The organism is Pseudomonas sp. P8_241, assembly GCF_034008315.1.
Taxonomy (GTDB): Bacteria; Pseudomonadota; Gammaproteobacteria; order Pseudomonadales; family Pseudomonadaceae; genus Aquipseudomonas.
The window spans coordinates 3933888-3947438 of sequence record NZ_CP125377.1 but is presented as its reverse complement, the minus strand read 5'-3'; the positions used below and the strand labels follow the sequence as shown (position 1 = coordinate 3947438).

Sequence of the window (13551 nt, the reverse complement as noted above, 5' to 3'; positions counted from 1 at the left end):
GTTGCCTGCGAGGACGCCTTCGCTGGCAAGCCAGCTCCTACAGTTTGAAATGCGATCCCTTGTAGGCGCTGGCTTGCCAGCGATAGGCCGAAGGCCGATCTCAGCGTTTCACGGCAACCGGCTGATTCAACTCGGCCCGCTTGCTCAGCAAATCGAACACCGCCGGATACGCCGGCCGTTCTATGTACCGCCCGGCACCGCGCTCGGCCCGCAGATCGCCATCGGCCCAGACAACCTTGCCCTGACTGATGGTATGGCTCGGAACACCGCGCACGGTCTTGCCTTCGAAGATGTTGAAGTCGACCTGCTGGTGATGAGTCTTGGCGGAAATGGTTCGCGTGCCCTGCGGGTCCCACAGGACGAGATCGGCGTCGGCACCGACACGGATCGCACCTTTGCGCGGGTAAAGGTTGAAGATCTTCGCGGTATTGGTCGACGTCAGCGCCACGAATTGCTGCATCGAAAAGCGCCCGGTGTTGACGCCTTCGTCCCAAAGCACGGCCATGCGGTCTTCGATACCGGCGGTGCCGTTGGGGATTTTGCTGAAATCGTCCTTACCGGCCGCTTTCTGCTCAGCACAGAAACAGCAGTGATCGGTGGCGGTGGTGTGCAGATTGCCCGCTTGCAGACCATGCCAGAGTGCCTCCTGATGACCACGGGGACGGAACGGCGGGCTCATCACGTAACCGGCGGCGGTCTGCCAGTCCGGATGCTGGTAGACGCTATCGTCCAACAGCAAGTGTCCGGCCAGCACTTCGCCGTAGACCGGTTGCCCCTTGGCCCGGGCATAAGTGATTTCGTCGAGGGCTTCCTTGGTCGAAACGTGCACCAGGTACAGCGGCGTGCCGAGGGTTTCGGCAATACGGATCGCCCGACTCGCCGCTTCACCTTCAACCTGGGATGGGCGCGACAGTGGATGCGCTTCCGGCCCGGTCATGCCCTGGGCCATCAGTTTGCGTTGCAGGTGGTAGACCAACTCGCCGTTTTCAGCGTGGACGGTGGGGACGGCCCCCAGTTCAAGGCAGCGCTCGAAGCTCGCCACCAGCGTGTCATCGGCGGCCATGATCGCGTTTTTGTAGGCCATGAAATGCTTGAAGCTGTTGACCCCGTGTTGGCTGACGAGCTCGGCCATCTCTTCGCGGACCTGCTCGCTCCACCAGGTGATCGCCACATGAAAACCGTAGTCGGACGCCGACTTCTCGGCCCAGCCACGCCACTGATGGAACGCCTCCATCAAAGACTGCTGCGGGTTGGGAATCACAAAATCGATGATCGACGTGGTGCCACCGGCCAGTCCTGCCGCTGTGCCACTGAAGAAGTCTTCACTGGCCACGGTGCCCATGAAGGGCAGTTGCATATGCGTGTGCGGGTCGATGCCGCCGGGCATCAGATACTGGCCGCTGCCGTCGAGTACTTCGGCACCTGCGGGTATGTCCAGGGTTTCGCCGATAGCCTTGATCACGCCCTCTGCGCAATACACATCGGCGCGATAACTTTCATCATGGGTAATAACGGTAGCGCCACGGATCAACAGAGACATTCCGGATTCCTCGCAGGCAATGACCGGCTGATGCCGGTTCTAGATGTTTTATATGAAGCGAGTGTCAACAAGCTTATTCCTGTCAACATTGTCAGGATTAAACGCTAGCTGCAGTTCATGGAATCAGCAAGAATATTTTTTATAAGCTTATTACTATTGTAACTTATTGAAAAATAACAATTAAAAACCATATTCACCAAAATGGTGAGGCTGCTCACCATTTTGACGCACTTGACAGGATCGAAATATGGTCAAGATTTCTTAAGTGGAATCAGGCGTTTGAGCAGGGTCCATGTTTAATGCAGGCGTTTGAAAAAAAGATCGACGCACCAGATTGAGTCCTGACGGTCCGGACAACTTGCCTGGCATTCGGCCTGAGTGGCTGCGCAAGAACAAGTGGATGGTTTGGTTGAATATATAAAGCTGATAGACATCAGCAAGTTACAAGGTTGTATTGGCACTGCCCGATGCGTAAGCGGGGCACCCGGCACGTTTATTGATGCCGCCGCTGACACCTTGGCCGGTCCATGAAAGTTGTCAGTTCCTCCGGCCATCGTCGGGTCAGCGCTAAAAGCGTCGACCCCCTGATGAGCAACAATAATCAAAAGAACAGTGGAGCGGCCATGCAACAGATCAGATCGCAAGTGACCGAGCGCGACGGCTTGTTTGAGCTGGAAGCCGGTAGCGATGTCCTCGACAGTCCCCGATACAACCACGACATCGCACCGACCAAGGTGCGTGAACGAACCTGGAACAAATGGCACATCACCGCGCTGTGGGTCGGTATGGCGATTTGCGTGCCGACCTACACCCTCGGTGGCGTACTGACGGCCTACTTCGGTTTGAGCGTCGGCGAAGCACTGCTGGCGATTCTGTTTGCCAACATTATCGTGTTGATTCCGCTGACGCTGAACGCGTTCCCCGGCACCAAGTACGGGATTCCGTTTCCGGTGCTGCTGCGTTCGTCCTTCGGCGTCCTTGGTTCCAATATTCCGTGTCTGATCCGCGCCCTGGTGGCGTGCGGCTGGTTCGGCATACAAACCATGTTCGGCGGCCTGGCGATCCACCTGTTTCTGGGCTCGGTGTTCGATGGCTGGAAATCCCTGGGCGGCACCGGCGAGGTGATCGGCTTCATGGTGTTCTGGGCGTTGAACCTGTGGGTGGTGATACGCGGCGCCGAGTCGATCAAATGGCTGGAAACCCTGTCGGCGCCGCTGTTGGTCGCAGTCGGCGTGGGCCTGCTGGTGTGGGCGATGCCGAATGTGTCGATGACCGAACTGCTGGCGATTCCGGCCAAGCGTCCCGAAGGTGCTGGAGTGGCCAGTTACTTCGCCGCCGGATTGACGGCGATGGTGGGGTTCTGGGCCACGTTGTCGCTGAACATCCCCGACTTCAGTCGCTACGCGAAAAGCCAGAAGGATCAGATTGTCGGGCAGATCATCGGCCTGCCGCTGACCATGTTCCTGTTTGCTTCCCTCGGTGTGGTGATGACCGCCGCCTCGGTCAAACTGGTTGGGGTAACGGTGTCCGATCCGGTGACCCTGATCGGTCATATCCAGAGTCCGTTCTGGGTGGCGATTGCCATGGCGCTGATCATCATCGCCACGCTGTCGACCAACACGGCGGCCAATATCGTATCGCCAACCAACGACTTCCAGAACATCGCACCCAAGGCGATCAACCGTACCAAAGCGGTCATTCTTACCGGGCTGGTGGGGCTGGGATTGATGGCCCACGAACTGCTGAAAAAGCTTGGTTTGATCGTTTCCGACGTCAGCCTCGAAACGGTCTATTCCAATTGGTTGCTCGGTTACTCCAGCCTGCTCGGGCCGATCGCCGGGATCATGGTGGTGGATTACTTCCTGATCAAAAAGCAGCAGCTTGACCTCGCGGGCCTGTACCGCGACGACGTGTACCCGGCGTGGAACTGGAGTGGTTTCCTCGCGTTTGGTGTGCCGGTGGTGCTGACGTTGCTGTCGTTGGGCAGCGACGCGTTCAGCTGGTTTTACAGCTATGGCTGGTTCACCGGTTCGGCGTTGGGTGGGGTGATTTATTACGGGTTGAATGTGATGCGGCCCAGCCCGTCTGTTGCTAAATCGGCGGTGTAAGGGAGGGCCTCATCGCTGGCAAGCCAGCTCCTACAATTGAAATGCGATCCCCTGTAGGAGCTGGCTTGCCAGCGATGGCGGCCTCCATCACGCCGACAAACTGCCTGAAGAAATCCATAAAACAGCCTGAGGAGATCATTCATGAACGCGGCCATAGACGTTCTGCAATCCACCCATCAGCACATCAACCGCGACCGGCTGTGGCAGTCGCTCATGGAACTGGCCAAACTCGGCGCGACGGTCAAGGGCGGCGTCTGTCGCCTGGCCCTGACTGACCTGGATCGGCAGGCCCGTGACATCTTCGTCAATTGGTGTACCGATGCAGGCTGCACCGTCAGCATTGACGCGGTAGGCAATATTTTCGCCCGGCGCCCGGGACGCAATCCGGATCTGCCGCCAGTGATGACCGGCAGCCACATCGACACCCAACCCACTGGCGGCAAGTTCGACGGCTGCTTCGGTGTGCTGGCGGGCGTCGAAGTGCTGCGTACCCTCAACGACCTGAACATCGAAACCGAAGCGCCGCTGGAGGTGGTGGTCTGGACCAACGAAGAGGGCTCTCGCTTCGCCCCGTGCATGATGGGCTCCGGCGTCTTCGCCGAGAAATTCACCCTGGAGGAAACCCTGGCCAAGGTCGACGCCGAGGGCGTGACAGTTGGCGAAGCGCTCAACGCCATCGGTTACGCGGGACCGCGCAAGGTCAGCGGGCACAAGGTTGGCGCTTACTTTGAAGCGCACATCGAGCAAGGCCCGATCCTTGAAGACGAACGCAAAACCATCGGCGTGGTGATGGGCGCACTCGGGCAAAAATGGTTTGACCTGAAACTGCGCGGCGTCGAAGCGCATGCCGGTCCGACCCCCATGCACTTGCGCAAGGACGCCCTGGTCGGCGCTGCGGTGATCGTCGGTGCGGTCAATCGCGCAGCACTCGCTCATCAGCCTCACGCCTGTGGCACGGTCGGCTGCCTGCAAGCCTATCCCGGTTCACGTAACGTCATCCCGGGTGAAGTGCGCATGACCCTCGATTTCCGGCACCTGGAACCGGCCCGGCTGGATTCGATGATTGCCCAGGTGCGCGAAGTCATCGAGACCACCTGCGATGAACACGGCCTGACCTTTGAGCTCACGCCAACCGCCGATTTCCCGCCGCTGTACTTCGACAAAGGTTGCGTCGAAGCCGTACGCGGTGCCGCCCAGGGGTTGGGACTGTCGCACATGGACATCGTCAGCGGTGCCGGGCACGACGCGATCTTCCTCGCCGAACTCGGCCCGGCCGGGATGATTTTTGTGCCATGCGAGGGCGGCATCAGCCACAACGAAATCGAAAACGCCGCGCCGGATGATCTGGCCGCCGGGTGCGCGGTGTTGCTGCGAGCGATGCTGGCGGCGTCGGCAGCGTTGGCCTGCGCTCAAACACCCCTGTAGGAGCTGGCTTGCCAGCGAAAGCGGTGCATCAGACGATACAAGTGTCGATTGTGCAACCGTCTTCGCTGGCAAGCCAGCTCCTACAAATCTGCCATGGCCGCAAGTTTTTCACTGACCAGTAAATCCGCCTGATGAATCGGCTTGCGCCGGTGCCTGAGCATCCCGCCCTGGCGTTGGTTCAACACCGCCGTCATCTCCGCGAGTATCGACAGCGCCACACTTTCCGGGGCATCGCCGCCGAGGTCGAGACCCATTGGGTAATGCAGGGCTGACGAATTGCGGCCGATGTCCGCCAGCAGACGTTCGGTACGTTCCTTGGGGCCGAGTTGGCCGATGTAGGCGGGCGCGGCTTGCAGCACTTGACCGAGCCAATGGCGGTCCTGGCGGTAACTGTGGGTCATCACGGCCACCGCCGCGCCGTCGATCAGTGGGTGCAGGTCGAACGGGTTGTCGAGGTTGGCGAAGATCACGGCGTCTGCCTGCGGGAAGCGTTCGGGTCGGGCAAAGTGGCTGCGACTGTCGATGACGCTGACGTGCCAGTTCAGCAGTTTCGCCATGCGCACCAGCGGCTGCGCGTCATGACCGGCACCGAAGATCACCAGGCGTGGTGGCGGGGCGATGTATTCGAAGAACACTTCGACTTCGCCACGGGCGTCGGTGTAGAGCCGAATCGATGATTTTTTCTGTAGAAGTGTCTTGTGCAGGTCATTGCGGATGGCGCTGCGTAATGGCCGGTTGTGCAGGGCGTCATCGCAGTCCGAGTGCAACCGGTCACCGACCCGCGCCGTGGCATTGCGTGAGGTCGCAATGACCGTGGCCATGGCGGCCGGTTGTTGGCGTTCGCGGACGCGGCGCAACAGGTCGATGACAGGTGACGGGTTTTTCGCCCGAAGGCGTTCAAGCAGCACGAACACCGTGCCGTTGCAGCCGAGGCCAAAGGTCAGGGCGCTTTGCTCGTCGTCTTCGTCTTCGGTCGCGCCGGTACTGTAGCGACGCACCACGGGCTCGCCGGAGTCGGTCAGCCACCAGGCTTTTTTCGCCAGGTCCTGTTCCAGGCAACCGCCGCTGACGGTGCCGACGGTACGGCCGTGCAGCGGAATGAGCATGCGCGCGCCAGGGCGGCGATAGGCCGAGCCTTCGACCTTGACCACGGTGGCGAGGACGGTTTCTTCACCGGTTTGGGTGGCAGTGTCGATGGCTTGTAGCAGATCGTTGATACCGGACATGGCATTCACCTGAATATGACGCAATCCCCTGTAGGAGCTGGCAAGCCAGCTCCTACAGGGGGATTTGTGTAGGCAGTGGGTCAGTCGTCTACATTCATCAACTGCCTCACCCCATCCCACGCCTCGGCGCGCATTTGCTGCACGTCCAGCCCCGGAATCACGCCGTCATCCACCACCACGCGACCGCCCACCAGGCTGTAGCGCACGGCAATCGGTTCACCGGCCACCACGGGTGCCACGGCAATGTCGTGGAAACCGAAGAAGCGCGGATGGTCGAGGCCATAGATCACCAGATCCGCCGTTTGCCCGACTTCGAGGGTGCCGACTGCGCCCAGTCCCAACACCTGCGCACCACCGGCCGTGCCCCAGTGAATGACGTCTTCGGCGGTGGTTGCCGAGGCACCTTGTTCCGCGCGGTGAATCAACCACGCGGTATTCGCCTCGCCGACCATGCTCCCGGACTCGTTCGACGCCACGCCATCCACTCCAAGGGAAATCGGCACACCCGCCTCGAACATTTGCGGGATCGGCGCGACACCACTGCCCAGGCGCGCATTGCTCACCGGGCAATGGGAAACCCCGGTGCCGGTTTGCGCGAGCATGCGGATTTCACCGGGCTGCATGTGCACCGCATGGGCGAACCACACATCCGGGCCAAGCCATTCGTGTTCGGCGACGAACTCCACCGGCAGGCAGTTGTATTTCTCACGGCAGAAATTCACGTAGTTCTGCGTTTCGGACAAGTGTGTGTGCAAGCGCAAGCCGAGGCCACGGGCGGTGTGCGCCAGTTCGCGCAACAGCGTCGGCGGCAGCGAGAAGGTTGGCGTGGTCGGCGCCACCACGACGCGGCGCATCGCATCGGGCGTGTCCTGGTGATAAAGCGATTTCAGGCGTTCGATATCGCCGACCATCTGGTCGAGGGTTTCCGGTTGCAGCGCGGTTTTCGAGAAGCCCGGGTGGGCGCTGGCCGATTCCAGCGCGCCGCCCCGGCACAACACGAAGCGCAGGCCGAACTCATCGGCCATGTCGAACAGCAGGTCACCGGTCTCGGTGGTGCCGTTGGCGTGGTAGAGGTAATGGTGATCGGCGCAGGTGGTCACCCCCGACAGCAGCAGCTCGGCCATGCCCAGCCGTGCGGCGATCCGCGCCAGTTGCGGGGTGAAACGGTTGAGACGCGGGTAGGGCACGCTGGCCAACCAGCCTTGCAAGTCCTGATTCAACCCTTCAGGCACGGCTTTGAGCAAGTTCTGGAACAGGTGATGGTGAGTGTTGATCCAGCCCGGATAGACGATCGAATGGCGCGCATCGATCACCCGTTCGCCGGGTTGCGCTTCAAGGCCTGCGGCCATTTCGGCGATGCGACCGTTGACGATGCGGATGTCCACGGCACCGGCCCGCGCACGCGGGCCACGCAGGCCGGTCATCACTGCCACCGGGTTTTTGATCAGGATGTTTTGAAGTTGAGTCATGGGCGGCTCCAGTCAGAGGCTATGGGAAGCGGATTTGCTGGCGGCGGCATCAGGCACGCTGACACCGTTGAGGGCGGCGTTGAGCAACACCGACACCAGGCAGGCGATCACCACGCTGCTGTGCAGGAACGGTTGCGACCACTCGGGTAATTGCTTGAACAAGGCCGGTGCCAATACCGGCACCAACGCGGCGGCAATGGTGAAACCGACGATCAGCACGTTGTAGCGATTGCGCTCGTAGTCGACCTTGGCCAGGGTCTGAATCCCTGCCGCGGCCACCACGCCAAACATTGCGATCCCGGCACCGCCAAGGGCCGCGGTCGGCATCGCCGCAATGATTGCGCCGGCCTTCGGGACCAGGGCCACCGAGCACATCAGCAAGCCGCTGACAGCCACCACCCAGCGACTGCGCACGCCGGTGAGGATCACCAGCCCGACGTTCTCCATGAAGGCAATGAACGGAAACGCGGCGAACATCCCGGCAATGGTGCTGGCCAGACCGTTGGCGCGCAGGCCGTTGATCACTTGTTTTTCTTCCACCGGTTTGTCGACGATGTCGCCGATGGCCACGAACAACCCCATGGACTCGACCATCTGCACGATCATCACCACCACCATGGTGGCGATGGGGATCAGGCTGAAGGTCGGCAAGCCAAAGTAGAACGGGTAGGGTACGGTCAGCCACGGCGACTCCTGCACGCTGTGAAAACTGCCCATGCCCATCCCGTAAGCGAGCCCGGCCCCGACGAGCATGCCCACCAGCACCGCCATGTTGCGCAACATCGGGCTGCCAAAACGGTTGACCAGCAGGATGGTCAGTAACACCACCGCTGCGACCGCGAGGTACGCCGGCGCACCGAAATCGGCGGCATGACGCCCGCCACCCACCCACTCATAGGCAATTGGAAACAGCTGCAAACCAATCACCGTGACGATGCATCCGGTGACCACGGGTGGAAAGAACCGACGCAAGCGCCCCACGAACGGCGCGGCGAGCATGGTGAAAATCCCCGCGCCTATCACCGCCCCGCAAACCCCGGCAAAGCCGACCTCGGGGTTGCTGCCGATGGCAATCACCGGGCCCACGCTGCTGAAGGCCACGCCCTGGAGAATCGGCAGACGCACACCGAATTTCCAGAAGCCGACGGTTTGCAGGAGTGTGGCGATACCGGAGCAGAACAACGTGGTGCTGATCAGGACGACGGTATCGGCCTGGGACATTTTCAATGCACTGGCGACAATCAACGGCACGGCGATGGCACCGATGTACGACACGGCCATGTGTTGCAGGCCGAGGGTGAGCATTTGTCGCACCGATAACACCTGGTCGACGGGATGGAGGGTGACGATGGGTTTTGAAGGGGTAGTGGCTGACGACATGGGGAAACACCTCTTGCTGTTGTTATTCGGTAGAGAGGGGTATTCGTTCTGATGCCGGGCGCTGTCGCCCATGTAGGAGCCGGTTTGCTGGCGATGGCGGCCGACCAGTCGCCATCTTTGTTGGCTGACAGTCCGCTTTCGCTGGCAAGCCAGCTCCTACAGGTGTTGTGTGTTGCCCGATGCATCAGTCATTCATGTGCCCGGAACCGCCATCCACCGGCTCCGATGCCTTTTTCAGCCTGCCAGGCAGGCGGCAAAACCCTGGTTCAGCGCCGCGCGGTCCAGGTCGCGGCCGATAAACACGATCTTGCTCGAGCGCGGTTCGTTGCCCCACAAGGTGGAGGCACGAAACTCAACGAGGCTGTGCACACCTTGCAGTACATAGCGCTGGTCCTGATCGGCCACCGCCAGCACACCTTTCATGCGGTACAGGTTGTCGGCCTGCTCGGTGCGCAGTTGGGTGATCCAGCGATGGAAATCGCCCAGGTTGACCGCGCCATCCACGGCGATGCCCACCGACGACACACTTGGGTCGTGGTCATGGTCCAGGTCGTCATGGTCGTGGTGATGCTCATCGGCGTGGTGATCGTGTTCGGCACCGATCTCCATGAGTTTTTGCGTGGACTCGAAGGCGCCGATGCCAAGGATCTTCGACAGATCGATCTCGGCGTAGCTGGAGGTCACCAGATCCGCCGTGGCGTTCAACCCGCGGATCTTGTCGCTCAGGGACGCCACGTCGGCAGGGCTGACCAGGTCGACCTTGTTGATCACGATGCGGTCGGCGCAGACGATCTGATCCACCGCCTGGTTGTCCACGCCATCCAGTTGCAGGTCTTCCAGGTGTTGGGCGATGTGCTTGGCGTCGACCATGGTGACGATGGCGTCCAGTTCCACTTCATCGGCAATCGGGTCGTTGATGAAGAAGCTCTGGGCCACCGGGTACGGGTCGGCCAGACCGCTGGTTTCGATCAGGATGTGATCCAGCCGCACCGGCCGTGCCACCAGTTCGCGGACAATGCGCACCAGGTCTTCACGGACTTCGGCGGTGCAGCACACGCAGCCGTTGACCATTTCGTAGATTTCTTCGGTCTCGGAACTGAGCACCAGGTCGCCGTCAATGCCGACTTCGCCGAATTCGTTCTCGATCACGGCGATCTTGCGCCCGTGGTTTTCCTTGAGGATGTAGTTGAGCAGGGTGGTTTTACCGGCACCGAGGAAGCCTGTGAGGATGGTCACCGGGATTTTGGTGTTGGGGGTTGGGGCGTTGAATGGCGTGTTCATGTGATGCTCCTTAAAAAACTCAATGGTCGGAGTGCTCTCAACTGTAGGAGCAAGCTTGCTCGCGATGAGGGCGGATCAGCAGGCTTTGATGCTGCTTGACCCACCGCTATCGCGGGCAAGCCCGCTCCTACAGGGGGTTGTGGGTTCTCTCCAGCGTCGTGCGGTCCCGGCATCGAGGCCGAACAGGTCGAGGACACGGCCGAGGCTGTGGTCGACCATTTGCGCAAGGTCTTGTGGGCGGGCGTAAAAGGCCGGGACGGGCGGGGCGATGATCCCGCCCATCTCGGTGACAGCGGTCATGTTGCGCAGGTGGGCGAGGGTCAGCGGGGTTTCCCGGGCCATCAATACCAGCGTGCGGCGTTCTTTGAGCGTGACGTCGGCGGCGCGACCGATCAGGCCCGATGAAGTGCCGGTGGCGATTTCCGCCAGGGTGCGCATGGAACACGGCGCGACCACCATGCCCAGGCAGCGGAACGAACCGCTGGCGATCCCGGCGGCCACGTCGTCGGCGCGGTGGTAATGGCTGGCCAGTGCGGTGACATCGGCCAGCTTGTAATCGGTTTCGTGGGCCATGGTCAGCAGCGCGGCACGGCTGATGATCAGATGGCTTTCGATATCAAGTTCGGCGAGCAACTCCAGCAGGCGCACGCCATAGATAAAACCGGACGCACCGCTGATGCCGACCACCATGCGCTGGCGGTTCATGGCAGATAGCTCTTGAGCAGATCGCGGGCACGCTCGATTACGTCCTGGTCCAGTTGCGCCTTGATCCCGTCGAATCCCGAGCCGCGTGTGGCGTCCAGGCCCATGCGCGAGGTGGTGCCGTTGACCGAGGACGACGGGTCCAGTGGGCTGCCAGGCAAACCGTCGATGACGAAGATGTCCTGATGCGGCTGGAAGTGCGTGGCCAGCGCCCACAGCACTTGGCTGTCGTCGCTGATGTCGATATCACTGTCCACCGCGATCACGGTTTTCAGGTACGGGTCCCAGCCGAGCAGGGCCAACATGATCTGCCGCGCCTCCCCGTCACGGCTTTGGTCCAGCGCCACGTAACAGTGAAAATGCGTGCCGGAGTTCGGGTAATGCACGGCGGTGACGGCGGGGAAGCGTGCCTTGAGCTTTTCGCTCATTTCCGCTTCCCGCGGCAGCCGCGCCAGGGTCAGGTGCTCGGCGTAGCGCCCGCCGACCACGTCCACCAGCCAGGCGTCCTTGCGCCGCATCAGGGTGTCGACCCGCAGCACATTATTGGTCGAGCGATCCGAGGAATAACCGCTGAATTCCCCGAACGGGCCTTCTTCGGCATAGGCCGCTGGGTCAATCGCACCCTCCAGGACAAATTCCGCAGACGCCGGCACACCGATGCCATAACGCGGAGTTTTCACCAGCTCCAGCGGTGCGCCGAACAAGCCCCCGGCCACCGCACGCTCATCACTGCCGAACGGCAAACGCGCCGCCGCTGCGAGCATGAACAGCGGGTGTGCGCCGACCACCATGGCCACGCGTAGTTCTTCGCCGCGTTCGCGAGCGGTTTGCAGCATGCGCCACAGGTGACCGCGTGAATGCAGGCTGGTGGCGAGGGTCTGGCGGGCATGGCGCATCGAGCGGTGGTAGCTCATGTTGGCGATGCCAGTGACCGGGTCTTCGGCAATGATGATCGCGTTGGTGATGTACGGGCCGCGGTCACTGTCGAAATGCTTGAGCATCGGCAGCAGCGCCAGGTCCACGGCTTCGCCTTCGTAGATTTCATCAAGCACCGGGCCGGTTTCCACGTAGCGCGGGGCGATGGGGTTGTTGGCGCGCTGTTGAAATGTCTCGTGCAGTTGCGCCGGGGCAACGCCAAACATCCGGGCGATACGGGTGCGGGAGGCGAACAGGTTGGTGACCACCGGCGCGCCGAAGTGGCCGACCTTTTCGCAGATCAGCAGTGGATCGCGGCCCTGGGTGGCGAGGGCATCGACCAGGGCGGTGACGTCCTGATCGGCTGAAAGGGAGTGCTGGACGGTGAGCACATCGTCCGGGTACTGCCGGCGATAGGCATCGAGAAAATCGTGAAAATCCTGGGTGTCGCCGAGCGTGGAGAGGGTCATGGTTTCACCTCGTGAAAAGCAGTGCTGTGCACCTGTAGGAGCCGGCTTGCTGGCGATGGAGTGTCAGCTGCATCGATTTCGACTGACACACCATCGCCAGCAAGCCGGCTCCTACAGAGAGGTCGAGGGTCAGAGGTACGTCGTGGTCAGCCGAATGTCCGCCTCGATCAGGTCTTTGGGCGGCGGTGTCGGTTCGATGCCGCACAACCGGGCGATGTTGTTGCCCAGGTAGTCCTCAAGGTGATCCTCATCGATGCCCAGCCCTTGCGGTGCCGGTGAGCACAACACCTCCAGTTCGCGCAGCCACATGCCTGGTTCGTTCGGCGGCGAGTCGGTGCCGAACACGATCTTGTTGCGCGGCAAATCCTTGGCGAACTCGACGATCCGCGACTGGAAGCACCAGCCGGATTCGCAGTACACGTTCGGCGTGTCCATGGCCATCCAGAACGCTTCGAACGAGTAGTTGCCCCCGGTCTGGATGCCGAAGTGACCGATGATGAAATTGACCATCGGGAACTCGCGGATGATCGGGTAGAACATCGTCGGAATGGTGTATGGCCCGTCGCCGGTGTGGATCAGCACCACGATGTTGTACTTGGCGCAGACCTTCATCGCCGGGCGCAGCCAGTCCAGCGCCCGGTCCGGGCGATAGCCGTGCATGTTGGCGTGCAGCTTGAGCATCTTGAAACCGTATTCCTTGATGTGGAATTCCAGCTCCGCCGCACCGTTTTCCGGTCCCCAGCGCGGGTTGAAGTTGAAGTTGCCGATGAAGCGGTCCGGGTATTTCACGCAGAGTTCGGCAACGTAGGACATGTAGTCACGCACGCCCTCACGGCCCCGGCGGTTGCCGTCGCGATAGCCGGTGTTGCCCGGTGGCGGCTGGATGAAGCCCATGTCAATGCGGCGTGGCTTGCCGTTGATCATGTACGGGCCGTCCATCAGCTTGAGCATGCGCTCGCCGGTGAACGGTTCGCCGGTGTGGCGCCAGGCCTCGTCGACCAGGTTGGTAGGGTGCAGATGGGTGTCGATAATCAT

General features: G+C 61.3%; 10 protein-coding genes. 2 read left to right on the top strand and 8 right to left on the bottom strand.

What is annotated here, in order from left to right:
- Positions 1-100: 100 nt before the first annotated feature.
- A complete protein-coding gene (hydA, locus tag QMK58_RS17635) occupies positions 101-1540 on the bottom strand; it encodes a dihydropyrimidinase (protein WP_320395140.1) in 1440 nt (479 codons plus the stop codon).
- 623 nt (positions 1541-2163) lie between these two features.
- On the opposite strand from hydA, the gene QMK58_RS17630 reads away from it, so the two are divergent.
- Entirely contained in the window at positions 2164-3648 is a 1485-nt protein-coding gene (locus QMK58_RS17630) for an NCS1 family nucleobase:cation symporter-1 (RefSeq protein WP_320395139.1), read from the top strand.
- A gap of 141 nt (positions 3649-3789) precedes the next feature.
- On the top strand, positions 3790-5073 hold the full coding sequence (locus tag QMK58_RS17625) for a Zn-dependent hydrolase (RefSeq protein ID WP_320395138.1): 1284 nt from the start codon (positions 3790-3792) through the stop codon (positions 5071-5073).
- Positions 5074-5153: 80 nt separating this feature from the next.
- On the opposite strand, the gene QMK58_RS17620 is transcribed toward QMK58_RS17625, so the two are convergent.
- From QMK58_RS17620 to QMK58_RS17590, 7 genes are all read right to left on the bottom strand, one after another.
- Positions 5154-6299, bottom strand: coding sequence for an XdhC family protein (locus tag QMK58_RS17620; protein WP_320395137.1), 1146 nt, complete (start codon positions 6297-6299; stop codon positions 5154-5156).
- A gap of 80 nt (positions 6300-6379) precedes the next feature.
- Positions 6380-7768, bottom strand: a complete 1389-nt coding sequence (locus tag QMK58_RS17615; protein ID WP_320395136.1) for an amidohydrolase family protein — start codon at positions 7766-7768, stop codon at positions 6380-6382.
- A 12-nt stretch (positions 7769-7780) separates the two neighbouring features.
- Positions 7781-9148 (bottom strand): nucleobase:cation symporter-2 family protein, encoded by a 1368-nt coding sequence (locus tag QMK58_RS17610; protein ID WP_053158632.1) that lies wholly within the window; start codon positions 9146-9148, stop codon positions 7781-7783.
- 234 nt (positions 9149-9382) lie between these two features.
- The gene (locus QMK58_RS17605; protein WP_053158635.1) at positions 9383-10429 is read right to left on the bottom strand and encodes a CobW family GTP-binding protein; all 1047 of its coding nucleotides are present in this window, start codon (positions 10427-10429) and stop codon (positions 9383-9385) included.
- Positions 10430-10504: 75 nt separating this feature from the next.
- Positions 10505-11134, bottom strand: a complete 630-nt coding sequence (locus QMK58_RS17600; RefSeq protein ID WP_320395135.1) for a UbiX family flavin prenyltransferase — start codon at positions 11132-11134, stop codon at positions 10505-10507.
- Positions 11131-12516, bottom strand: coding sequence for a UbiD family decarboxylase (locus tag QMK58_RS17595; RefSeq protein ID WP_053158641.1), 1386 nt, complete (start codon positions 12514-12516; stop codon positions 11131-11133). Before QMK58_RS17595 ends, QMK58_RS17600 begins: the two co-directional genes overlap by 4 nt.
- A gap of 129 nt (positions 12517-12645) precedes the next feature.
- Positions 12646-13551, bottom strand: coding sequence for an amidohydrolase family protein (locus QMK58_RS17590; protein ID WP_053158646.1), 906 nt, complete (start codon positions 13549-13551; stop codon positions 12646-12648).